At 55.5% G+C, this 24,316-nt stretch carries 24 protein-coding genes; all 24 read right to left on the reverse strand.

Features of this window, described 5'->3' with window-relative positions; genetic code table 11:
• Positions 1-18: 18 nt before the first annotated feature.
• The 24 genes from STH12_RS10150 to STH12_RS10265 all read right to left on the reverse strand — a co-directional run bounded on the left by STH12_RS10150 (position 19) and on the right by STH12_RS10265 (position 24,222).
• Positions 19-2,307: a chemotaxis protein CheA gene (locus STH12_RS10150; RefSeq protein ID WP_126167435.1), complete on the reverse strand. Its 2,289-nt coding sequence runs from the start codon at positions 2,305-2,307 to the stop codon at positions 19-21.
• Between the two features lie 15 nt (positions 2,308-2,322).
• Positions 2,323-3,069 (reverse strand): protein phosphatase CheZ, encoded by a 747-nt coding sequence (locus STH12_RS10155; RefSeq protein ID WP_126167436.1) that lies wholly within the window; start codon positions 3,067-3,069, stop codon positions 2,323-2,325.
• A 13-nt stretch (positions 3,070-3,082) separates the two neighbouring features.
• Positions 3,083-3,466, reverse strand: coding sequence for a chemotaxis response regulator CheY (gene cheY, locus STH12_RS10160; RefSeq protein WP_126167437.1), 384 nt, complete (start codon positions 3,464-3,466; stop codon positions 3,083-3,085).
• 43 nt (positions 3,467-3,509) lie between these two features.
• Entirely contained in the window at positions 3,510-4,229 is a 720-nt protein-coding gene (locus tag STH12_RS10165) for an RNA polymerase sigma factor FliA (protein ID WP_126167438.1), read from the reverse strand.
• On the reverse strand, positions 4,222-5,103 hold the full coding sequence (locus STH12_RS10170) for a MinD/ParA family protein (RefSeq protein ID WP_126167439.1): 882 nt from the start codon (positions 5,101-5,103) through the stop codon (positions 4,222-4,224). Before STH12_RS10170 ends, STH12_RS10165 begins: the two co-directional genes overlap by 8 nt.
• 4 nt (positions 5,104-5,107) lie before the next feature.
• Complete coding sequence (gene flhF / locus STH12_RS10175) at positions 5,108-6,502, reverse strand: flagellar biosynthesis protein FlhF (protein WP_126167440.1); 1,395 nt, start codon at positions 6,500-6,502, stop codon at positions 5,108-5,110.
• 12 nt (positions 6,503-6,514) lie between these two features.
• A complete protein-coding gene (flhA, locus tag STH12_RS10180) occupies positions 6,515-8,614 on the reverse strand; it encodes a flagellar biosynthesis protein FlhA (RefSeq protein WP_126167441.1) in 2,100 nt (699 codons plus the stop codon).
• An 88-nt stretch (positions 8,615-8,702) separates the two neighbouring features.
• Positions 8,703-9,836 carry a flagellar biosynthesis protein FlhB gene (flhB, locus tag STH12_RS10185; protein WP_126167442.1) on the reverse strand — a complete coding sequence of 378 codons (1,134 nt, stop codon included), beginning with the start codon at positions 9,834-9,836 and terminating at the stop codon, positions 8,703-8,705.
• A 1-nt stretch (position 9,837) separates the two neighbouring features.
• Positions 9,838-10,626 (reverse strand): flagellar biosynthetic protein FliR, encoded by a 789-nt coding sequence (gene fliR, locus STH12_RS10190; RefSeq protein WP_126167443.1) that lies wholly within the window; start codon positions 10,624-10,626, stop codon positions 9,838-9,840.
• Positions 10,626-10,895 carry a flagellar biosynthesis protein FliQ gene (gene fliQ, locus STH12_RS10195; RefSeq protein ID WP_126167444.1) on the reverse strand — a complete coding sequence of 90 codons (270 nt, stop codon included), beginning with the start codon at positions 10,893-10,895 and terminating at the stop codon, positions 10,626-10,628. The genes fliR and fliQ overlap by 1 nt, the downstream gene beginning before the upstream one ends.
• Before the next feature lie 8 nt (positions 10,896-10,903).
• Positions 10,904-11,650, reverse strand: coding sequence for a flagellar type III secretion system pore protein FliP (gene fliP / locus STH12_RS10200; protein WP_126167445.1), 747 nt, complete (start codon positions 11,648-11,650; stop codon positions 10,904-10,906).
• Complete coding sequence (fliO, locus tag STH12_RS10205) at positions 11,647-12,015, reverse strand: flagellar biosynthetic protein FliO (protein WP_418856599.1); 369 nt, start codon at positions 12,013-12,015, stop codon at positions 11,647-11,649. The genes fliP and fliO overlap by 4 nt, the downstream gene beginning before the upstream one ends.
• 20 nt (positions 12,016-12,035) lie before the next feature.
• Entirely contained in the window at positions 12,036-12,410 is a 375-nt protein-coding gene (fliN, locus tag STH12_RS10210) for a flagellar motor switch protein FliN (RefSeq protein WP_126167446.1), read from the reverse strand.
• 11 nt (positions 12,411-12,421) lie between these two features.
• Positions 12,422-13,450 (reverse strand): flagellar motor switch protein FliM, encoded by a 1,029-nt coding sequence (fliM, locus tag STH12_RS10215; RefSeq protein WP_126167447.1) that lies wholly within the window; start codon positions 13,448-13,450, stop codon positions 12,422-12,424.
• A 40-nt stretch (positions 13,451-13,490) separates the two neighbouring features.
• On the reverse strand, positions 13,491-14,015 hold the full coding sequence (fliL, locus tag STH12_RS10220; RefSeq protein ID WP_126167448.1) for a flagellar basal body-associated protein FliL: 525 nt from the start codon (positions 14,013-14,015) through the stop codon (positions 13,491-13,493).
• A gap of 63 nt (positions 14,016-14,078) precedes the next feature.
• Entirely contained in the window at positions 14,079-15,812 is a 1,734-nt protein-coding gene (locus STH12_RS10225; RefSeq protein ID WP_164551180.1) for a flagellar hook-length control protein FliK, read from the reverse strand.
• A gap of 109 nt (positions 15,813-15,921) precedes the next feature.
• Positions 15,922-16,365, reverse strand: a complete 444-nt coding sequence (fliJ, locus tag STH12_RS10230; protein ID WP_126167450.1) for a flagellar export protein FliJ — start codon at positions 16,363-16,365, stop codon at positions 15,922-15,924.
• A gap of 3 nt (positions 16,366-16,368) precedes the next feature.
• The gene (gene fliI, locus STH12_RS10235) at positions 16,369-17,709 is read right to left on the reverse strand and encodes a flagellar protein export ATPase FliI (protein WP_126167451.1); all 1,341 of its coding nucleotides are present in this window, start codon (positions 17,707-17,709) and stop codon (positions 16,369-16,371) included.
• On the reverse strand, positions 17,678-18,616 hold the full coding sequence (gene fliH, locus STH12_RS10240) for a flagellar assembly protein FliH (RefSeq protein WP_126167452.1): 939 nt from the start codon (positions 18,614-18,616) through the stop codon (positions 17,678-17,680). Before fliH ends, fliI begins: the two co-directional genes overlap by 32 nt.
• Positions 18,616-19,653, reverse strand: coding sequence for a flagellar motor switch protein FliG (gene fliG, locus STH12_RS10245; RefSeq protein WP_126167453.1), 1,038 nt, complete (start codon positions 19,651-19,653; stop codon positions 18,616-18,618). Before fliG ends, fliH begins: the two co-directional genes overlap by 1 nt.
• Positions 19,646-21,331: a flagellar basal-body MS-ring/collar protein FliF gene (gene fliF / locus STH12_RS10250; RefSeq protein ID WP_164551294.1), complete on the reverse strand. Its 1,686-nt coding sequence runs from the start codon at positions 21,329-21,331 to the stop codon at positions 19,646-19,648. Before fliF ends, fliG begins: the two co-directional genes overlap by 8 nt.
• 36 nt (positions 21,332-21,367) lie before the next feature.
• Positions 21,368-21,703, reverse strand: coding sequence for a flagellar hook-basal body complex protein FliE (fliE, locus tag STH12_RS10255; RefSeq protein ID WP_126167455.1), 336 nt, complete (start codon positions 21,701-21,703; stop codon positions 21,368-21,370).
• Between the two features lie 118 nt (positions 21,704-21,821).
• Positions 21,822-23,162: a sigma-54-dependent transcriptional regulator gene (locus STH12_RS10260; protein ID WP_126167456.1), complete on the reverse strand. Its 1,341-nt coding sequence runs from the start codon at positions 23,160-23,162 to the stop codon at positions 21,822-21,824.
• Positions 23,155-24,222 (reverse strand): sensor histidine kinase, encoded by a 1,068-nt coding sequence (locus STH12_RS10265; RefSeq protein ID WP_126167457.1) that lies wholly within the window; start codon positions 24,220-24,222, stop codon positions 23,155-23,157. Before STH12_RS10265 ends, STH12_RS10260 begins: the two co-directional genes overlap by 8 nt.
• Between the last annotated feature and the right edge of the window lie 94 nt (positions 24,223-24,316).

The following is a 24,316-nucleotide window of genomic DNA, read 5'->3' on the forward strand; positions in this document are numbered from 1 at the left end:
CAAATGCGTTCGCCGCGTTTATTTCCTTTTGGCATAGTGTTTAAGCAGGCCTGGCACGTCCAAAATCAGTGCAATACCACCATCAGATGTGATGGTAGCGCCAGCCATGCCGGGAGTACCGTGCAGCAGCGCGCCCAGAGGCTTAATAACCACCTCTTCCTGACCAATCAGGGCATCTACCACAAAGCCGATTTGCATGGTGCCAAGCTGAACAATAACCACATGCCCGTGCTTTTTATCCCCATGCTTAAAGTTACGTTTGACGCGGCTCAGCCAGTTTTCAAGATAAAACAGTGGCACTGCCTTCTCACGCACAATCACAGTGAGTTGACCATCAACGATATTGGTTTTGGTCAAATCCAAGTGGAAAATCTCGTTCACACTGGACAGTGGCAAGGCAAATACCTGCTTGGCCACTTCCACCATCAGGGTGGGCATAATCGCCAGTGTTAGCGGCACTTTAATCTCGAGGATGGTGCCTTTGCCCTTTACCGAGTCAATGTGCACAGTACCGTTGAGCTGCGTGATACGGGTTTTCACCACGTCCATGCCAACACCACGGCCGGAAATGTCGGAAATTTCGGTCTTGGTGGAGAAGCCAGGCGCAAAAATCAGATTATATGCTTCATGGTCTGACATACGCGCGGCGGCGTCTTCATCCAGCACGCCACGGCTGATGGCGATGGACTTAAGCTTTTCAGGATCCATACCGGCGCCATCATCTTCAATTTTCAGAAGAATATGGTCACCTTCCTGACTGGCAGACAAGGTGATGGTACCGGTTCTGGGTTTGCCATTGGCAGCACGGTCTGCGGGCATTTCAATGCCGTGGTCAACCGAATTACGGACCAGGTGAACCAAGGGGTCGGCCAGGGCTTCCACCAGGTTTTTATCCAGGTCGGTTTCTTCACCCACCAGAATAAGGTCAATTTCTTTGTTGAGGCTGCGGGCCAGGTCACGTACAACCCGGGGGAAACGGCCAAACACCTTCTTGATGGGCTGCATGCGGGTTTTCATTACCGCGCCCTGCAAGTCGGCTGTGACCAAATCCAGGTTGGCAAGCGCCTTGGACATTTCCTCATCTTCACGGGTGACACCAAGGCTCACCAGGCGGTTACGTACCAGTACCAACTCACCGACCATGTTCATGATCTGATCGAGCCGCGCCGTATCTACCCGAACCGTGGTTTCGCCCTGAGGCACGCTGTTACCCGCAGGTGCAGGCGCTTTGGCCGGTGCTGGTGCGGCAGGTTTTTCCGCTGCAGCTACAGGCTTGGGCGCAGCCGCTGGCGCAGCTTTGGGCGCTGCGGCAGGTTTGGCAGCCGCTGCCGGCGCTTTAGGTGCAGCAGGTTTTTCAGCGGCTTTCGGCGCTGCTGGCGCAGCAGCAGCCGTTTCAGCACCGGGACCGGCACCTTTACCGTGCAGCTCATCAAGCAGCTTTTCGAACTCGTCATCGGTGATTTCGTCAGTGTCGACGTTGTCAGCTGGACTCGGCTCGACCTTGGCAGGTGCTTTGTCTTCGGTGGCTTTGAACTTTCCGGCGCCGTGAAGCTCATCAAGCAGGGCTTCAAATTCATCGTCGGTAATTTCGTCGCCGCCCGGCTCCGCGGCAGGAGCCGCTGGTGCTGAGCTTGCCGCTTTGGGCGCAGTGTCTGCTACGCTTGGGCCTTTACCGCTGCCATGCAAGGCATCGAGCAAGGCTTCAAATTCGGCTTCGTTTATTTCATCAATGCCACCGTCGCTGGCGGCTGGCTCATCGAACAGGTCGACGCCGGCGATAGGCGCTTCGTCAAAAAGCACATCATCGCCGCCTGCTGCGGGAGCATCAAACAGGTCAACACCCGGGATTTCCGGCTCAGGCTCAGCAGGCGCTTCAACAATTTCTGGCTCGCTGGCGCCGCCTTCTGATGGCAAAGGCTCACCCGAAGCCAGCAACTTAAGCTTGTCCAGCAGCTCTGGCGATGCAGGTTCCTGCTCCTGGCCGGCTTGGGTCTGGGCGAACATGGTATTAATGGCATCGACCGCCTGAAGGATGATATCCATCAGTTCGGCGCTGACATGGCGCTTACCCGTTCTTAATAAATCGAAGGTATTTTCCGACTCGTGGCACACGTCCACCATGGGCGCCAGGCTAAGGAAGCCCGCGCCACCTTTTACGGTGTGGAAGCCACGGAAAATGGCGTTGAGCAGATCTGTGTCTTCCGGGTTGTTTTCAAGGGCAACCAACTGCTCTTGCAACAGCTCCAGAATCTCACCGGCCTCAATCAGAAAGTCCTGCAGAATCTCTTCATCAACATCGAATGCCATTAAATTGACTCCTTATCAGAAACCCAGGCTGGAGAGCAGATCGTCGACTTCGTCCTGACCCGTTACCACGTCCTGACGAAGCTCGGCGTTCATAATCGGCCCTTCGGCTTCAATGGTGTTGACGCTTGGGCTGGTACGCGGGGTCATTTCTGTTACCGGTTGCTCGCCAAAGACGGTCAACATGGAGACCAGGCTGTTTTCAACTTCCCGAACCAAGTCGATTACCCGCCGGATCATTTGTCCGGTCAGATCCTGGAAGTCCTGCGCCATCAAAATTTGATTGAGCAGCTCACGCAGCCGCTCTGAGTCTTGTTCACTACGGGTCATCAATTGCTGAACGTCGTGGCACAAGCTCTTGAATTCAGTCAGTTCAATGTCACGCCGCATCAGTTTGTCCCAAGTTGGTGTGACAGTTTTAATATGGTTGATTAAGGCATCGGCCAATGGCAGACACTCTTCCACGGCATCCATGGTCTTGTTGGCGGCTTGCTCAGTCATGTCGATAACATAATTGAGGCGCTCTTTGGCATCAGGAATATCGACGCTGGCCAATTCCGCCAGACGGCTGTCGAGCTGAAAATCCACCAGGGCGCTGTGAAGCTGACGAGTCAGTTTGCCGACTTCGTCAAAGAGTTCCTTTTGAATGGGGGCCGCCAATTCGCGGATCAGCAAATCGGCTTTTTCCTGCTCGCCGCTGCTGAGCAGCGTCACGAGTTCCTGTGCCTGTTCGAGACTAATGAGCCCTGATGTTTGTGCCTGCATAGCTCATCCTTGCTCAACCAAGTCGTTCGAAGATCTTATCCAGCTTCTCTTTCAGTGTCGCAGCGGTAAAGGGCTTCACTACATAGCCATTTACCCCAGCCTGAGCGGCAGCAATGATCTGTTCACGCTTGGCTTCGGCGGTCACCATCAGCACAGGGATATGCTTCAGACTCTCATCGGCGCGGATGGCCTTGAGCAAATCAATACCCTGCATGCCGGGCATGTTCCAATCGGTAACCACAAAGTCGAAATCGCCCTTCTGAAGCATTGGCAAGGCGGTTGAGCCATCATCTGCTTCCTGGGTGTTATTGAATCCCAAGTCTCGCAACAAGTTCTTGATGATACGTCTCATCGTTGAAAAGTCGTCAACGATAAGAATCTTCATATTCTTGTCCAAGGTTTCCTCCGGTGAGCTGACACTCTAACTGCTCGATAATGAATTATACGTGTGTCCAATGCTTGAGCTTGCCCTTGAGTCTGAGCATCGCCTGACTGTGGATCTGGCATACCCGCGACTCGCTGACGTCAAGAATGGCACCTATTTCTTTTAAGTTCAGTGCTTCATCGTAATAAAGCGATAACACCAATGCGTCTCTCTCCGGCAACTGGCGAATGGCATCTGCCAAGGCCTGTTGAAACTGGCTACCCGCCAGGTCGTCATAGATGTCGTCTGTTTGCTCCCCATCGGGAACCAGCACATCCTGAGATACGCCCAAATCTTCTATCCCTATGATTTTCCCTACAGAAACATCATTGAGAATATGATGGTATTCATCCAGCGACATATCAAGTCTTTCGGCAATTTCACTGTCGCGGGCATCCCGCCCCAGCTCCTGCTCTAACTCATCAATGACCTGGGCTACTCTTCGCTGGTTACGGTGTACTGACCGTGGCACCCAGTCGCCCTTGCGGATTTCATCCAACATGGCGCCGCGAATGCGGATCCCGGCGAAGGTTTCAAATTTGGCGCCTTTGCCACCATCAAACTTGGTCGAGGCCTCCAGCAGGCCAATCATGCCTGCCTGGAGCAAGTCGTCCAACTGTACGGATGCCGGCAATCTGGCCAACATATGGTGCGCGATTCTTTTTACCAGCGGTGCGTACTGTTCAACGATGGAGGTTTTATCCTCCATGGAGGTATACGCCGCGGCTTTATTCACTCGCTCTGTCCTCTTGATACTCGGGACGGTGCACCAGACGCTCTACAAAGAACTCCAGGTGACCACCGGGCTGCTGGGGTATAGGCCAGCTCAGCACCTTGTTGGCCAAACCGTGATATGCAATCGCGGCTGGAGACTTCGGATAGGCTTCTACGATCAATTTTTGCTTACGTACTGATTTTCGCAAGTTTTCATCGAAGGGAATTGTTGCAACCAATTCCAGTGCCACATCCAGAAAGCGGTCAGTTACTTTGCTGAGTTTAGCAAATAACTCCATACCTTCCCGGAGACTGCGCACCATATTTGCAACAATTTTGAACCGGAACACACCGTGTTCGCGGCTGAGGATCTTAATGAGGGCATAAGCATCCGTGATGGACGTAGGCTCATCACACACCACCACCAGTACATCCTGGGCGGCGCGGGAGAAGCTCAGTACCATATCAGAGATACCGGCTGCGGTATCCACAATCAGTACATCGAACTGGGTGCGCATTTCACTGAAAGCGCGGATAAGTCCGGCGTGCTGTGCAGAGGTTAATTCCACCATGGCCTGGGTACCGGAAGTGGCTGGCACTATACCAATCCCCTTGGGACCACGGAGAATGATGTCATCGAGCTCCGCATCGCCCGATAACACGTGGGAAAGATTTTTCTCGGCGCGAAGCCCCAGCATGACGTCGACGTTGGCCAGACCCAAGTCAGCATCCAGCACCAACACACGCTTGCCCTTTTCTGCCAGAGCCACAGCCGTATTGATGGAAACGCTGGTTTTGCCTACCCCACCCTTGCCGCCAGTGACGGCAATGACTTTTACTTTTTCGTTATATGGCTGATTCATCATACGTAAACCGCTTGCTTGATCACGGGTCATAGCTTCACTCAAACGCACAGGTCGTGTTATCCGACCATAAATTATTATCGATACCCTGATACTCAGGTTCATTCAGGGCATCGAGCGCCTGCTTAGCCAGCGACAGAGTATCTGCCACCTGCATATCCTCGGGCACACGTTGTCCGTCGGTTACATAACTCAGCGGCAGGCCACTCTGAATAAGGATACTCAGTGCTCCTGCCAGAGACACGGATTCATCCAGTTTGGTCAGCACAGCCCCCGACAGAGGGATGCGCTTAAAGTGCTTAACGGCGTCCTGAAGCACCCGGCGCTGCGATGTAGCTGACAATACCAGATAACTGCGAATCGGCAAGGCGCTGTTCGCCGTCAAATTGTCCAGTTGTTCAACCAGGCGCATATCTCGCTGGCCCATACCGGCGGTATCTATCAATACTAGCTTGCGATTGCGCAGCTGATAAAGAATTTGTTGCAACTCATTGAGATCATGAGCTTGCTTCACAGGACATCCCATGATTTTGCCATAAGTTGCCAATTGCTCAAAGGCTCCGATGCGATAATGATCTGTGGTGATTAAAGCCACCTGATCGGCACCGTGATGCGCTGCAAAACGGGCGGCAATTTTGGCAATCGAGGTGGTTTTACCCACGCCGGTTGGACCAACAAAGGCCACCACACCGCCGCGACGAACAATGTCATCACCTTGATTATCAAGCATATTTGCCAAACTTTGTGGCAATGCCTTCACCAGTTCTGCCGGTGTATAGTGCTGAGCGAGCCCTGCCAGCTTGGATGCAACTGCAGGTGAAAACTCCGCCTCCAGCAGCCGGGTTTCCAGCATGGCACCCACAGGATCGGTGCGCTTTTTTTGCTCCATCATCAAAGAAGAAACCTGATGAGTCAGCAAATTACGCAGCGATGCCAGCTCTTCTTTCATGGCATCAAGCTCAATTTGTTGGCGGCCACCTGCGCGGGATTTGTCCGCATCCGGGGTAAAAGTAGCCTGACGGGGTGCGTCTTTCATCTTTGGCGCGGCGGGCGCTTCCAGGCCACGGGCCCAGGCTGGCATATCATCTTCTTCCACCACGCGGCCCATTTGCTGATTCATGCGGCTTTGTTGACGCTCCAGCAGCGCCTGCAATGAATCGGCCGGTGCTTCGTTAACTTTTTGACGGCTGGCGCGCACAGGCTGGCGGCCACCCAAAGAGACTTTATCTTCCGAAACCTGCTCAAACGGATTGGGCATGGCTGGCTTTGGCTCGAGGTTAGGCTTGGGCTCGTCGTAATCCACCGCGGCCACAATCTCGATGCCACCGGTGACTTTTTTGTTGGACATGATCACGGCATCAGCGCCGAGGGTTTCTTTGACCTGGGCCAGAGCGGCGCGCATATCTTTTGCAAAAAAACGTTTGATTTTCACTGTACTACCCTCTTACTGGCCCACGGCTGACACAATTCTTATCTGCTTCTCATCGGGGACTTCCTGGTAGGAAATCACCCTCAGGTTGGGAATGGTGTATTTCACAAAGCGCGACAGCGTCGAGCGCAGCATTCCCGAGGTCAGCAGGATAGCGGGTTGACCCACCATTTCCTGCCGCTGAGCGGCGTCAGCCAGTGACTGTTGCATCCGCTCGGCCAATCCGGGTTCGATGTTGGGACCGTCGCCCCCGGAAGCCTGCATAGACTGATGCAACATCTGTTCCAACTCTGGCGCCAAAGTTATGACAGGGATTTCCGCCTCTGGACCGGCGATTTCTTGAACAATCATACGTTTAAGCGCAATACGTACCGCCGCAGTCAATACTTCGGTATCGTTGGACTTGGGACCATATTCCAGCAGTGTCTGGACTATGGTGCGCAGATCCCGCACCGATACCCCTTCGTTGAGCAGGTTTTGCATCACCTTCACCACGTTGCCAAGGGACATCACATCGGGAATGAAGCCATCCACCAGCTTGGGCGAATGCTTGGCGAGAATATCCATCAGCTGCTGTACTTCTTCGTAGCCGAGCAGCTTGGACGCATTGTTGGTCAGCACCTGGCTGATATGGGTTGCCACCACGGTTGAGGCATCCACCACGGTGTAGCCCAAGGTCTGGGCGTGTTCTTTCAGCTCAGGGGCAATCCACACAGCTTCAAGACCGAAGGCCGGGTCGCGGGTCACGACGCCATCGAGCTGGCCGAACACCTGCCCCGGGTTAATGGCAAGCTCGCAGTCGTGGCGGATTTCCGCCTCACCCACAACCACGCCCATCAGCGACACCCGGTAAGTACTGGGCGCCAGATCCAGATTGTCACGGATATGCACCGCAGGCACCAAAAAGCCCAATTCCTGCGACAGCTTCTTGCGTACGCCCTTGATACGGGACAGCAGCTCACCGCCCTGACCTTTATCCACCAATGGGATTAAACGGTAACCCACCTCTAGGCCGATGGTATCCACATGGCGCACATCGTCCCAGCCAAGCTCTTTGGGCGAATTATCCAGCTTATCGACAGTGCCACTGGCCGCGGCTTCCAGGGCTTCGGCTTTACGCTTCTCGATGCGCTTATTGAGGAAAAAGGCACCGGCCCCGGTGGCCAGAGCAAACGACAAAAACGCCATATGGGGCATGCCGGGCACAATACCCATCACAAACAATACCCCGGCGGCAATGGCCAGCGACTTGGGATTGTCAAACATCTGACTCATCACCATGCCGCCCATATCACCTTCTTCGTTCTGACGGGTCACCATCAGCGCCGCGGCAATCGACAGCAGCAAGCCGGGGATTTGCGCCACCAGACCATCACCTATGGTCAGCAAGGTATAGATTTCAACCGCACTGGAAAAATCCAGGCCGTGTTGCACCATACCAATAATGAAGCCGCCCAGGATGTTGATCACCAGGATCAAAATACCGGCGATGGCGTCACCTTTCACAAACTTGGACGCACCGTCCATGGCGCCGTAGAAATCGGCTTCCTTGGTCACTTCGGCGCGGCGGGTACGGGCTTGTTCCTGATTGATAAGACCGGCGTTAAGGTCGGCATCGATGGCCATCTGTTTACCGGGCATGGCGTCCAGGGTAAAGCGGGCACTCACCTCGGAGATACGGCCTGCACCCTTGGTCACTACGGCAAAGTTGATGATGATGAGGATTAGGAACACCACCAGACCCACGGCATAGTTGCCGCCAATCACGACCGAGCCGAACGCTTCAATCACTTTACCGGCAGCGTCGGCGCCATTGTGACCTTCAAGCAATACTACCCGGGTAGAAGCAACGTTCAGCGCCAGTCGCAGCAAGGTAGCAACCAGCAGCACTGTGGGGAATGCGGCAAAATCCAGCGGCCTGTTGGTGTAAATAGCCACCAGCAGCACCACCAGCGCAAGGGCGATGTTGAACGAGAACAGGATATCCAGCAAAAATGCCGGCATGGGCAATACAATCATTGCCAGGGCAGCAAGCACCAGGGCTGGTGTGCCCAGTCCCTGCAAATTTGCCGGTTTTATCTTCTTAATCTGCCCAAGCTGGCCCATTACATCCATTCGACGCTACCCAAAATTGACGCTTTGTCTGTGGGTAGCAAGTTCCAAGCCAACATCAGGGAAGATCTGAGCCCAAACGATTCAATGCTCAGTATTTGAACTCGTCAGGAATAGGCTGGTTAAGTGGGATGGGAGTGGGTTTACGGCCGCGCCCCTTGCGGTATTGCCTGAGCTGGAACACATACGCCAGTATCTGCGCCACCGCGGTAAAAAGGCCATCGGGCACCTGCTGGTTAAGCTTGGTGGTGTGGTAAATCGCCCGTGCCAATGGCGGCGCCGATACAATGGCCACATCGTATTCCCGGGCAATTTCACGGATTTTGAACGCTACGGTATCCACGCCTTTGGCCACCACAAAGGGCGCTGGCGAGCGCTTGGCGTCGTATTTCAGCGCCACCGCATAGTGCTCGGGGTTAACCACAATCACATCGGCATTGGGCACCTCTGCCATCATACGGCGCATGGCAATTTCACGCTGCATCTGCCGAATACGACCCTTTACTTCAGGCTTACCTTCGGTGTCCTTGTATTCATCCTTCACTTCCTGCTTGGTCATTTTCAGCTGTTTTTTGTGGTTCCAGATCTGAAACGGCACATCAATCACCACAATGAACAACATCGAGCAGCACAGCAGCAGAAACATCCACACCAGCAGGTCGAGGGCATGGTAAACATTGGACGGCAGATGCTCCGCCGAGAGCTGGATAATCTCCATAAAATAAAACGACAGCAGCACATAGGCTGCCAGCGCCACCACCGAGAACTTGGCCAGCCCCTTGGTGAGCTCCACCAGCGCCTGCACCCCAAACATCCGCTTAAAACCGGCAATGGGGCTCATCTTACTGCCCTTGGGAAGAATGCCATTACTTGAGAAGGTGATGCCGCCAAGGGCGATGTTACCGGCAAAGGCCAGTGCCGCCAGCACCAGCACCAGACCAAGCACCGGCAGCACCAACTCTTTGGCAATTGGCGCCCAGATGTTGAGCATGGAGTTGGTGTCAAAGATCTGCTCACGGCTTTGATTAAAGGCCAGGGTCATCACGTTATGCAGCGCCTTGGCAAGGCTTGGGCCCATCATCAAAAAGCCGGTGGCTGCAGCAAGCAGTACTGCAGCTGTGCCAAGTTCTTTGGAACGGGCGACCTGACCTTTTTCCCGGGCCTGTTCGAGTCGCCTCCCCGTGGGCTCCTCTGTGCGTTCCTGGCTGGTATCGTTCTCTGCCATGTCAGTTCACCTGACACTGAAAATGGGTGATATCACACAGCAAGACCTGTGCCGCTTCCCAGATTTCATGGAAGTGGGACATCACAGGCGCCAGGGTGAGCCAAAGAATGAAAAGACCGCTAATCATCACCACCGGGAAACCGATGGCGAAAATGTTGAGCTGAGGCGCGGCGCGGGTCATCACCCCAAAAGACAGGTTGATTAGCAGCAAGGCCACAATCGCCGACAGCGACATGGTGAGCGCAGCGCCAAACATGTAGCTGCCCCAAAGCGCCAGCGCGCGATAGTTTTCGATACTGATGCCACTGATGGACACAGGCAGGGTATCGAAGCTCATCACCAGCATACGGATCATCAAAAGATGGCCATCCACGGCAAGGAAAATCAGCGTCGCCAGCAGCAGGAAAAAGTTACCCAATACAGGGGTTTGCTGTCCAGAACCCGGGTCAACCATAAAGGAGAAACCCAAACTGGTTTGCATACCTATGATTTGGCCGGTGAGCACAAAAATCTGCATCATCATCAGCGCAACCATCCCCATGGCCACGCCAATCAGAATTTGCTGAGCGCTGACAAATACCGAGCTTAACGCGAAAAGTTCGCCCTCAGGCATGGGTGGCAGCATAGGACTGATGGCAAAGGTCACCGCCACAGACAATAGCAAACGAACCCGTACCGGGGTGGTATTGGCGCCGAACACCGGCATCACCATGAACATGGCGGAAATACGAAACAGCGGCCACAGATACGCCTTCAGGGTACCCATCAGCGTATCGAGTAAGACTTCCATCAGCCAACGACCTGTGGGATCAGCTGCACCATCTCCATAAAGAAATCCATCATGGTGCGCACCAGCCAGTGGCCGGCCAGCATCAGGCCGAACAGGGTCACCAGCAAACGGGGAAGGAAGCTTAAGGTTTGTTCGTTAATAGAGGTGGCCGCCTGAAACACGGCCACAATCAGCCCCACGATAAGCCCGGGCACAATGATGACCGAGACCATCATTACAATAACGGCCAGGGCTTCACGGAAGATATCAATCAGGGCTTCTGGAGTCATGGTGCGCCTCAGGTCGCAAAGCTGTTGGCCAGGGTGCCCATTACCAGGGTCCAGCCATCCACCAGCACAAACAACATGATTTTAAAGGGCAGCGACACAATCATCGGCGACAGCATCATCATACCCATGGCCATCAGGATACTGGCCACTACCAAATCAATCACCAAAAAGGGCACAAACAGCATAAAGCCAATCTGGAACGCAGTTTTCAGTTCACTGGTGATGAAGGCCGGGATCAGCACCGACATAGGCGCCTCTTCGGGGGTTTTAATATTGTCGTAACCTGCGATGTTCACGAAGGTTTCCAGATCGGTTATCCGCACCTGGGCAAGCATAAAGTCTCTCAGTGGCGCCTTACCGCGCTCAAACGCCTGATCTATGGTCAGGGTTTCATCCATGTAGGGTTTGACCCCTTGCTCATAAATTTTATCGAACACAGGCGCCATGATGAAAAAGGTCATAAACAGACTAAGGCCAATCAGCACCTGGTTGGACGGCGCCTGCTGCAAACCAATTGCCTGACGCAGCAGCGACAGCGTCACAATAATGCGGGTAAAGGAAGTGAGCATGATGACCATGGCCGGCAGAAAGCTCAGCGCCGTCATCAGCATCAAAATCTGCAGGGTGACCGAATATTGAGTGCCACCATCTGGAGTGGTGGTAACGGTAACGGCGGGGAGCACCCCATCGGCCGCCATCGCAGGCGCAACAGCAAGCGTCAGTAAGGCAATCAGGAGCAAGGCAAGGCGCATCATGACTGTTTGTCCTTAGCCAGTTTAAGGCGGCGGGCAAACCCTTCTTCCGACAGGGTGACCGGGGAATCCAGCTTATCGATTAAGGTCACTTGCTGCGCCGTCACCCCCAGCAGGTACTGCTGGCCATCGAGTTCAACCAGTACCAGCTTTTCACGCTGTCCAAGCGGACTGGCGGCCAGGGTTTTAATGACACCACCACTGGCGGGCACTAAATTGAGCCTGCGGACCACATAGGCCAGCACAAAAATCACCACCAGCACCAAAATCAAGCCGCCAACCATGCTGGCCAGCGTGCTGGCATAGCCTTGTGAGACGGCGCCGCCGGGTGAGGTTGTCGCGGCCACTGAAAGTAGGGTTGAAGACACGCAGGCTCCCTCTTCTGGGTTTATTTGAGTTTTTTGATACGCTCTGTCTGGCTTATCACGTCGGTCAGACGAATACCGAACTTGTCGTTCACCACGACCACTTCGCCGTGGGCGATAAGGGTGCCGTTAACCATCACATCCAGCGGCTCACCGGCAACACGGTCAAGCTCCACCACCGAGCCCTGGTTGAGCTGCAGCAGGTTACGGATGCTGATAAAGCTGCGCCCCACTTCCATGGAAATGGTCACCGGGATATCCATAATGGTATCCAGCTTGGCGACTTCTTCGCTGGAAAGCGGCTTGGTTTCGTCTTTCAGTTCTTCAAATTCTGCGGCCTGGGCTTCTTCCAGTGCCTGCTCGGCCATCGCTGCGGCCCAATCGTCTTCGGTACTCATCTCACATCACCTTACAGGTCATTGATATCTCGGGCTTTACCCTTTCGGGTCACCAGCTGCAATTCAGTTTTTACCGTCTCAGGACGAGGGATTTTTTCACAAATCTTCAGTGCCAGATGATCCCGCGATTTACCCAGCTTACAGCGGTAGGTGGGCAAGTCTTCAATTTTCATCAGCACAAATTCTGGCAGTTCCACCGGGATCACATCACCGGCACTGAGTTCCATCACATCCCGCAGACTGATTTCATGTTCAACCAGGGTGGCATCAAAACCCACTTCCACGTCCATGATTTCGTCTTTCAATGCCTGCGACCAGCGCATATCGGTGTCTTGCTTATCGCTCTGCACACCGGCATCAAGCAGTTCCCGGATAGGTTCAATCATCGAATACGGCATGGTGATGTGGAAGTCACCGCCACCACCGTCCACTTCGATGTGGAACGAGTTCACCACCACCACTTCGGTGGGACTGACGATGTTGGCCATCGCCGGGTTCACTTCGGCGTCCAGGTATTCGAACTCGACGTCCATCACCGGCGCCCAGGCATCTTTGTAATCTTCGAAGATGATTTTCAACAGCAGCTGAACGATACGACGCTCAGTGGGGGTAAATTCACGGCCTTCAATCTTGGCGTGGAAACGGCCGTCGCCACCGAAGAAGTTGTCCACCAGAATAAACACCAGGCGGGCTTCCATGGTGATCAGAGCAGTACCTTTAAGCGGCTGAAAACGCACCATATTCAAACTGGTTGGCACAAACAGGGTATGCACATACTCGCCAAATTTGAGCATCTGCACCCCGTTAATGGACACCTCGGCCGCGCGGCGCATCATGTTGAACATGCTGATCCGCAGGTGACGGGCAAAACGCTCGTTCACAATCTCGAGGGTGGGCATACGGCCACGGACGATCCTGTCCTGAGAAGAAAAGTCGTAATTGCGGGCCGCTATCCCCGCTTCACTGACCTCTTCTTCTTCGACATCGTCTACGCCGTGAAGCAGCGCATCAATCTCGTCTTGGCTAAGTAAATCCGTCACAATTTTGCCTTATATAGTTGTTGTCAAAGGACAATTGTCACTATTGCATCACAAACCCGGTAAAGAGCACTTTCTCGACCACCTTACGACCGGTCACCGGCTGCAGGGTGTTTTGTACGTTGAGCAGCGCCAGCTGTCTGAGCTCATCTTTACCGGCCTGGGTAGAAAGCTTTTGCACGTCACCACTGCTGAAGGTGGTCAGCAACGCATCTTCAATCAAGGGGATATGCTTTTTGATCATCACATCGTCATCGGCGCCGCGCACCATCAGCTGCACCTTGATTTCCACCAGACGGCTGCGGGGCTGGCCGGGCAGATTAAATAAAAACGGTCTTGGCATGGCGACATAGAAGGCCTCACGGGCATTGGCGCCTTCGGCCGCTTCAGTGCTCTGACCTTCTGCGGCAACTTCACCTTCAGCGGGAGCCGGGTCGGACGAGCCCATAAACAGCCAGCCTCCCACACCCAAAGCGGCAACCACGACCACGCCAACAATGATAAACAGCAGCTTTTTACTCTTTTTGCCGCCGGTTTCTTCAAGTTGTAGAGATTCTTCTTCCGCCATCGGCTATTCCTTTCTGTCACAGGCCATCGCGGCCAACTCCGGATAAGACTATAGGTTACCTGCTTAGGCGTAATAATCTATACCCGAAGCATAACTTGTTGTCTGATTTACGCTTAATTGTAACTCTTCTGCTGGAATTTCATCCATGGCAGCGAAGTGCTCTTCGGCGCTGCGACCATCACCCGACTGGCCGTTACCCCGTTTATCATGGGATACCTGACCATCGGTAAGCTCCATTCCCTGCTGTGCCAGCAGTTCTCTGAGCCGCGGCAGTGCCTGCTCCACCACATCTTTGGTTTGCGCGGCGCTCACATGGAACTGCACCTGGGTTTCACTGCCCTGAACCTGAATACGAACCATCATGGAGCCAAGCTCAGGCGGATCGAGGCGAATTTCTGCCTGCTGCACCCCATCACGCACCATGGCCACCAGCTGCGCATTCATCACAGGCGCAAACCTTGCCACCATGTCGGCGGTGGTCACAGGGCGCTCATTGCCGTGACGCAGTGACAGCTGCACCTGACTCAAGTCTCCCCGTTGCAGTTGGGTAAGTCGCTGCTCAAATCCCTGCTGAGGGGTCGTGTCCTGTGCAGGCTGTGCTTCGGCGCGCTCAAGGCCTGAAAGCCTGTGCTCCGGCATAAGTTTGGCGCTGTTTTCAGTTCCCTGCGCAGAGGAGATGGCCAGCGCCTCTTTCACGGCGGCAGCAACGTCAGTTTTGTCTTTCGGCAAATTGCCGGCAGCTATCTCGTTATCAGCACCCGCCAGGGCGGCAAGCAGGGGATTCTGGGCCTTCTGAGCATTCGCAGGTTCAGTTTTCGCATCGGCAAGCAAAGCCTGCGGCAGGTTTTCACGGCCCTTGAGTTTGCTATCCAAGCCTGGCACCTGCTCGCCGTCAGCGTCAGCCAAGCCGGCAAGCTCAGAGTCCGTGGGCTCAGCTTGGTTGCCCTGCGCAGCCATTACAGCGCTCCTGGCAATCTCCAGCCCCCGGGTGCCCTCAGGCGCCTTTTGCGCAGCGGCTATCAGCGCACTGAGCGCCCTGGCACCGTCTGCATTAGCGTGAGCATTGGCAGCGCCCTGCTCTGGCGCGGCGCTTACCTGGGTTGCCATTGACGTGGCTTGACTCAGATTACCAAAAACACCTTCATCCAAACCGGCGGCAGCAAACATCTCCAGCGCATCCTTCAGCGCCGGCGACGCTTGCAGCAAGGCGGCAAAGGCTTCGCCATCGAGGCTTGCCAAAGCATCAGCCTCTACGCCGAGCAAATCAGCCAGTTGCTGGCGGGTTTCGGAATCGGCGCCTTTCATTAGATCGCTGAAGAGTGCGAACAAATCGTCGGTGGCGATGGCATCGGCGTCATTTGCCACCTCATCAGCAGCTTTGATGTCATCAGTGCCAAGCCCATCGGCGGTCAGTGCCTGCATGACCAGCGCCAGAATGTCATCTTCGCTGAGCGCTTGCGGCAACAAATCGCCGTCGGCGGCAATCTCATCGGGATCGGCAATCTGACGGGAGAATTGGATTTGGGCAAGCACGTTGGATACATCATCCGCGCTTTCAGCATCGCCAGCCTTGCCAAGCGTCTGTGCCTGAGTCCTGGTCGCCTTCGACTGTTCCGCCGCGGTTTGACCTGTTGCTTTTGGCCGAGGGTTTTCAGCATAAGCATTTGTTTTTGCAATGATAGACTCGAAATCCATACCATCGCGTTCAGCTGTAGAGTCGGCGCCCACAGGGGCACCTTTTGATGCTCCCTGAGAAACTTCAGGGCTGCTTAAAAGCACATTCATGATTTGTTGCATCAGGGCTCTCCCTGCATTGAATGGCAAGCCTGTGTGTGCCATCTGCAATGCTGTTTAGCTTAAATCTCACTCACTTGGCGAAAATACAGCAAATGCCATGCCAATCGACTCAGGATCTGCGCCGGATAAACTGCTGCATGGCAAATTCATCCGCCAGTTTTTGCTCCTGACGCAGCGCCACTGCCTCGCGCTTATCGGCTTTGTGCTGAAGCAGCAGTTCGACCGCCTTGCGTTTTTGTTGCCGCTCCATCCAGGTTTGGCGCCTGTGGGCCAGTTGCTTGTCAGCGCCCTGCACGGCCTGAACCTGCTGGGCAATGGCCTGATCGATCTGCTTGATAAACCGATGAAACTGCTGATACGCGCTGGCACCGATATTGGTGCCCTCTTTGGCGGCTATCTGGCGCATATAGTCGAGACGATAATGATTGAGGGCATCGAGCTGCTGCTTAAGCTTGCCAAGGTCCAACTGCGCAGCGCGCAGCGCCAGTGCCGCTTGCTCTTCAGCTTCCTGTGCCAGTTTCAATACCGTGAGTAACGGGTCTGGGCGTGCCATGGATTACCCCCTGCACTGGGCCGCAAGCTGGCCAAGCATGGTTTCACTGTCACCCATGCTGATGGCATCACGCATTCCCTGACGCAGGAAGGCGTTCATTGCCGGTTGCAACCTGATGGCATTGTCGATGCGGGGGTCGCTGCCCTGGGCATAGGCGCCGATGGAAATCAGATCACGGTTTTGCTGATACAGCGAATAGGTTTGCTTCACCTTGCGCATGGCTTCAAGATGCGCCGGGCTAATCACCATGGGCGCCACACGGCTGATGGAGGCTTCAATATCGATAGCTGGATAATGCCCGGAATCGGCAAGCGTACGCGACAGCACTATGTGACCATCGAGGATAGCCCTGGCCGCATCGGCTATCGGGTCCTGCAAATCATCGCCTTCGGTCAGCACTGTGTAAAAGGCGGTGATAGAGCCCTGACCCGGACCGCCGTTACCGGCGCGCTCAACCAGCCGTGGCAGCTTGGCAAACACCGACGGTGGATAACCCTTGGTGGCAGGCGGCTCACCCACGGCAAGGGCGATTTCCCGCTGGGCCTGCGCATAACGGGTCAGACTATCCATCAGCAGCAATACGTTAAAGCCAAGATCGCGAAAATATTCGGCAATGCGGGTGGAGGTTTCACAGGCACGCAGGCGCATCAGCGGCGAGGTGTCGGCGGGCGCGGCCACCACCACCGAGCGGGCACGGCCTTCAGGGCCCAAAATTTCTTCAATAAATTCTTTTACTTCGCGGCCACGTTCACCAACCAGGCCCACCACAATCACATCCGCAGTGGTGCCGCGGGTCATCATGCCAAGCAGCACGGACTTACCGACGCCGGAGCCTGCGAACAATCCCATCCGCTGGCCTTTGCCGACGGTCAGCATGGCATTGATGGCGCGAATGCCCACATCGAGGGGTTCGTGGATTGGCCGCCTGGCAAGGGGGTTGATGGCTGGGCCATGGCGCGGGGCGACATCTGTGGTGCCAAGGGGGCCAAGACCGTCCAAAGGTTCACCGCCGCCATCGAGCACACGGCCAAGCAGCGACATGCCCACGGCAATACCGCCCTGCTCACCGAGCGGCCGCACCCGGGCACCGGGCAGCACCCCTTTCAGCTCTTCAATGGGCATCAGGTAAAGAAGATGTTCATCGAAGCCGATGACTTCGGCAATCAGCTCGCCGCCCATGGTATCGATGGCACACAGGCTGCCGACCGGAGCGCGGCAACCGCTGGCTTCCAGAGTCAGCCCGACCACCCGCACCAGCTGGCCTTCGGCAACCGGATGCGACATGGGAAGCGCTTGTTTAAGCTGCTTTAAGTTATTCAGCAGGTGGTGTTTGCGGGCTATCATCTTCGCCCTCCCCGGCGCTGGCTTGTTCGGCGCCGCTGCTGTGTTCAATCTGCTCCTGCGGCTCGCTGGTCGCCTGAGCCGTTGGCGCCTCATCGCGGGCGAGTTTTTCCTGCTGGATCCGGGCATCACGTCCAAGGGCTTCGAGCCGTTCGGCCGGCGTCGCCAACGCAGCAGCAATTCGCTCTTCGAGGCGCATATCGACCCGAGAACGATGGCTGTCAATCACCAGTTCGCCGCGCTCAAGCAGCGGATCCGATTCGAGCTCCCAGCGCTTGCGCTCAAGCTCGCTGTGCTCATAAAGCCCATTAACCAGGGTTAAATCGTCGGGATTCAGGCGAATTTTGACTTGCTGATCTTTCACCGGCAGACAGTCGATGCCCTGACGCAGGGCAGCAAGAATATGTTCGGGATGGGTTTTCAGCTCATGCAGCAAAATCTGCCTGGCGAGTGTCATCGACAGCTCCAACAGCTCCTGCTCAATTTCGTTATCAAGCAGGGAAAGCGGCGCCGAAAACTGCCCAAGCAGCGACTCAAACCGGGCCAGCATGGCTTTGCCCTCAGCAAGGCCTTCAGACAACCCCTGCTCCTGGCCCTGACGCAAGCCTTCTTCGTGGCCCTCTTTGAGCCCCTGCAGGCGTCCGGCTTCCAGCCCTTCGGCGTAACCGTCAGCTTTACCCGCTTCAAAACCTTCAAGTTCAGCTTCCTGACGTATGGCCTCAATTTCAGCGAGGGTCGGCGGACGAAACTCTTCCTCCTCGGGCGCCACATAGACTTCACCGGGGCGACGCCCAAGCATATTTTCTGGCGCCTTGGGCATATCACCGGACATCTCCGGTAAGCGCCAGTGGCTGAATTCGTCCTTTTCTTCCCCTCTGAGGACTGTCTTGGGGCGCTTGGTGTCAGTCATTAAACAAACTCTTCACCGCCGCCACCGCCGAGCATGATTTCACCGGCGTCAGACAGGCGTCTGGCAATGGACAGAATTTCTTTCTGGGCCAGCTCAACTTCGCTGATGCGGATAGGGCCCATGGCCTCAAGATCGTCACGCAGCAGTTCGGCAGCCCGTTTGGACATATTGCCGAGGATTTTGTCTTTGAGCTGATCGTCGGCGCCTTTAAGTGCCTTCATCAGTACGTCCTGCTGCACTTCACGCAGCAAGGCCTGAATACCACGGTCGTCCACATCGATAAGGTTTTCGAATACAAACATCAGATCCTGGATTTGCTGCGCCATTTCCTCGTCGGTTTCGCGCATGGTTTCCATCAGCTGACTTTCGATGGCGGTATCCAGATAGTTCATGATGTTGGCCGCCGCCTTGAGACCGCCCATCTTCGCCGCCTGGGCACCGCCCTGACCGGCAAACTGTTTCTCCATGATGTCGTTCAGCTCCTGCAATGCCGCCGGTTGTACCTCTTCGAGGTTGGCGATGCGCATCAGCAGGTCGAGACGGGTGTTTTCAGGGAACTGGGAGAAAATCTCCGCCGCCTGATCCGGCTCGAGATAAGAAAGCACAATGGTTTGAATTTGTGGGTGTTCGTTCTGAATAATAGAAGCCACCTGACGGGCATCCATCCACTTGAGCGAGTCAAGACCCTTGGCACCGCTGCCCATGATGATCTGCTCAATCAGGTTGCCGGCCTTGTCTTCACCCAGCGCCGCGGTCAGCGCCTTTCTCACGAACTCTTCGCTGTTAAAGCCAATGGAGGAAAACTTCTGAATATCATCCAAAAACTGCTTATGAACGGCGATAACCTTTTCCTGCCCAAAGTCTTCCAGCGCCGCCATGGCCATACCCACCTTTTGCACCTGCTTGGGCTCAAGGTGTTTCAGAATTGACGCGGCGTCAGCTTCACTGAGACTCAGCAGCAAAATCGCGGTTTTCTCAATGCCGGACAGATCGCTTGCTTTGATCCCGGATTCAGATTTTTCTTTATTTTCAGCCATTTTCCTGTTGCAACCAATTCTTCACGACTTGAGTGGAAAGCTCAGGTTCGTTGGCAACCAGAGCGCGGATAGCCTTAATCATATCATCATCTTTATGCAGGTTCGGGATAAGGATTGAGCCGTCATCCGCATAACTGTACTCGGCTTCGGTGGTGTTGAGCATGCCCAGAGTATCGGCGGCGAACTGATCTTCAATTTCAGCCAGCTCATGCCCCAGACGGCCATCTTCCGGCATGTCCACCTTGTCGGCGAGCAGCAGTTTCTTCAGCAGCGGCCGCACCACAAACAGAATGAGCACCAGAATCGCCAGCGAACCGGATGCAAGCTTCATCGCCTTCCAGAACCAGGGCTGTTCCCACATGGGCAGCTCGGGCATTTCTTCAACAAGCTGATCCATAAAGGGCACAGTAACCACTTCTATGCTGTCGCCGCGCTGAGTGGTAAAGCCCACAGCGCCTTCCAGCAGACGACGGATATTGGCAAGCTCGGCCTCAGTGCGGGGCACGCGGCTCACCTGACCTTCGCCATTGGCATCGCCGGCCTTGAAATCTACGGCTACCGACACACTCACCCGGCGCACTGTGCCAATCTGTTGACGGGTGTGGCTGATGGTGGTGTCGAGCTCATAGTTACGGGTGGCTTCGCGGTGAGAGTTACCGTTGGCCTGCTGTTGATCCTGCGCTTCTTTCAGGGTTTGGGGTATGTTGGACTCCATCGGCGGCTGATTGGACAGCGCACCCGGGATCCCCATGCTGCCTTCGCCTGTGCTCTGGGTTTCCAGGGTCATTTCACTGCGAACGGCGGGCAAGTCAGGGTTAAAGCGCTTGGCGGTTTGCTCCACGGCGGTAAAGTCCATGGTCACATCCACCTGGGAAGTGAAATTTTCCGGCCCGAGAATTGGCATCAGAATGGCGTCTACCTTGGCGCGGTATTCGGCCTCTTTTTGTTTTACCAGTTCAAGCTCACGGCGGGCACGGGCAGACACCCCATCCTGACTGCCTGAATTGAGCAGGCGGCCGTTGGAGTCTGTCACTGTCACCCGGGTAGGTTCAAGCCCCTGCACTGCAGAAGCCACTATGTCCACCACGGCATCGACTTCTTCCTGACCGAGACCGCCACGGCGCACTGTCACCACCACGGTGGCGCTGGGCTTAGACTTGTTGCGGGCAAATACGTTTTCTTTAGGCAGCGCCAGAATCACCTTGGCGCGGCTGATGCTTTTAAGCTCTTCAATGGCACGGGCGAGGTTTTGCTCCTGGCTGTGCTTCAGGCGCGCCTGCTCCATACGCTGGCTGACACCAAAGCCCATGTCCTGGGTCAGGAAGTCTTTCTCACTGCCGGAAGCGGCGTCGACACCGGCGCGGCTCAGCAGCAGACGTATATCCTGATACTTGTCTTCCGGCACCCGCAGCACATCAAAATCCACCTTGTAGGGGATCTTGTTTTTATCGAGTACGTCGAGCACCTGGATCATCTCCTGGGCTTCAAACTTACCCAGAGGACGGTATTCAGGCTCCTGCGCCCACATCATCACAAACACCGCCAGCGCCAAACAAATGGCCAGGGCGAGGATCATGGTGATCTGGCGCATCATGTCGGTGCCGCCAAAGCCGCCCAACACGCCGGACTTGTTTTCCTGTTGTACACCGCTCATACCGTCGTCGGTGCTCACAATCATATCAGTGCTCACGTTGGTTATCCTTCAATGGCCGACTTAGACGGGCATACTCATGATTTCTTTGTAGGCTTCCACCAGCTTGTTGCGCACCTGCACTGTGGCTTCGAAAGCCACACTGGCTTTTTCGCGGGCAATCACGGTGTCGGAAAGGGTAACGCGGGTGTCGCCCATTTCCAGGCGGGTGGCCAGGCCTGAGGAGGTTTGCTGCAGCTCGTTGACCTGGCCCACAGCCTGGGCCAATAAGCTGGCGAAATCGGCGCCGCTGGTATTACCCACCTGACGAAGGGGTTGCAGCTCCTGGCCACCAAGGGGGCTGATTTCGCTGCGCAGTGCCTGCATTTCCTGCATAAATGAAGTTGGACCTATTTGCATATCCTGCTCCCTTCGCCATGAATTTGACGGGATTAATCTCTGTAACAGGTGTAAAGCAAAAGGCTTGCCAAAAAACAAAAAAAGCAGGCCAAGCCTGCTTTTTTGCTGATTTTACCGCCTAAGCCGGCAGCTGAATGCCCATTTCCCGCATTCTGGCCATCTTGTATCTCAGGGTGCGGGCACTTATGCCAAGCTTTTCGGCAACCAGCTTGCGGCTGCCACGGCACTGACTGAGGGTTTCAAGAATAATCACGTGCTCCTGCGCCTTAAGCTCATCGCCAAGGCCCTCTGGCTCAGCGCGGGCCACTGGTTCTTCCTGGGCAATCTGGGTCACATCCATGGCGTCAATAATGATGTCCTGGGCAGAAATCAGCTCGCCGGCAGACAAAATCAGTGCCCGCTGCACCACGTTATCGAGTTCACGCACATTGCCCGGCCAGCGGTGCGCCAGCAGACGCCGACAGGCCGACTCATCCAGCTCAGGCACTGAGGTGCCGAGCTTTTCCGCATGGCGGCCAAGCAAGTGCCGCGCCAGTGGCAGAATATCTTTGGGACGCTGATTCAGCGCAGGCCAGGCCAGCGGAAATACGTTGATGCGATAGTACAGGTCTTCACGGAAATCACCGCGCTCGGCCATGGCCTTAAGCTCGCGGTTGGACGTAGCCAGTACCCGCACGTCCAGCTTGATGGTCTTGCGGCCACCGAGACGCTCAACTTCACGCTCTTGCAACACCCGCAGCAATTTGGCCTGCAACCCCAGATCCATTTCTGAAATCTCATCGAGCAGCAAGGTGCCGCCCTGGGCCTGCTCAAACTTACCCGGACAGGCCTGATAGGCTCCGGTAAAGGCGCCCTTTTCATAGCCAAACAGGGTGGCTTCGAGCATGTTCTCTGGAATGGCGGCACAGTTAATGGCCACAAAAGGCCCATCGGCCCGCAGGCTGTGGTTGTGGATATAGCGTGCCAGCACCTCTTTACCCGAGCCGGATGGCCCGAGGATCATCACAGAGGCATCAGACTTTGCCACGCGGCCAGCCAGCGCCAGCAGCGCCAGGCTTTTCTCGTCCGCTACCACAGGATCGCCCTTGTCGGCGTTTTGCGGCAGGTAACGGGTCACCTGATTGAGCAGCACTTCCGGGGCGAAGGGCTTGGCAAGGTAGTCCACGGCGCCCAGTTTAATGGCACTGACGGCGCTGTCGATGGTGGCAAACGCCGTCATCAACAATACCGGAATTTTGGGGTGATGCTGTTTGAGGTAACCCAGCAGGCCCATGCCGCCGATACCTTCCATCTGCACATCGCTGATCACCATATCAAAGCGCTGATCTTTGAGCGCAATAATCGCCTCTTCTGCACTGGCAGCCGCCTGGCAGTCGAACTGCGACAACATCAGGGTGTCGAGCAGTGCCTCGCGCAACGAGGCATCGTCCTCAACCAGCAACAGTTTGCCTTCAGCCATGGCGAACCTCCTCGGCATGGGTAATCAGTGGAAATTTAAGCATGACACTGCAGCCACGATTGGCCGCGCACTGCATTTTAAGCTCGCCGCCGTGGTTGCGTACCACGGTTTGCACCACGGCCAGACCAAGGCCGGTGCCCTGGCTTTTGGTGGTAAAAAACGGCTCCATCACCTGGGACTCGGTACCGGACTCCAGCCCCTTGCCATCGTCCACCACTGCCAGCATCAGGGCGTTATCGCGCACGCTGCCGTGGAGCAGAATATGCTTGGCACCGGCCTCGAGGCTGTTCATCACCAGATTATTGATGGCGGAGCTGAGCGCACTCTGGCTTGCGGCCATCAAGGCGCCGCCAGTTTCATCCTGCAATTTCACCGCGCAGCCGCTTGACTCGGCAATGGGCGCACAGCTGGCCACTACAGGCGCGAGAATATCCTCAAGCACCATAGGCTCCATGGGCGCTTCCACTTTGCCGCGAGCCATCAGCAGCATGTCGTTGACCTGGCGCTCAAGCTCATTCAATCGGTCCACCAACTTTTGCTGGAATTTGCCCCGGGCCTCATTGTTCAGGCGCGGACTGCCAAGATTGGCGGCGTAAAGCAGTGCCGCCGACAGCGGCGTACGAATTTGATGTGCCAGGGTCGCCACCATCTTGCCAAGCGCCGACAGTCGCTGCATGTGCGCCAGATTACGCTGCAGCAGCCGGGTTTCGGTCAAATCGGTCAGTACAATCAGCTGACCGCGCTCCAGCGGCGTAATCGCCAGCTTCACCCTGCGACCATTTTTGAGGGACACTTCGTGGCCGTCGTCATCCTGAGGTGAGAAGGCGCGGCTTATCACATTGATCCAGCGCTCGCCTTCCAGCGGCCGCTCCAGTAAAGAGGCCGCCACCGGATTTGCCAGGGTGACTATGCCTTCTTCATTGAGAATGACCACGCCGGACGGCATGGCTTCGAGGATATGAGCCATTTGCTCAGACGACGCCGATACGCCGGCATTCACCTGTTTCAGGCGAGCCTGCGGCGGAAATTCGGCAATCTTGGCTAAAGCTTTGGCTGACATACGCACCCCGTCAAAAAGTCGTTGTTAACGGGGTGGATGCAGATAGTGTGCCAGAGTGGCACCAAGGGAAAGGGGCGTAAATCCTTTTACTTAA

The organism is Shewanella khirikhana (genome assembly GCF_003957745.1).
Taxonomy (GTDB): Bacteria; Pseudomonadota; Gammaproteobacteria; order Enterobacterales; family Shewanellaceae; genus Shewanella; species Shewanella khirikhana.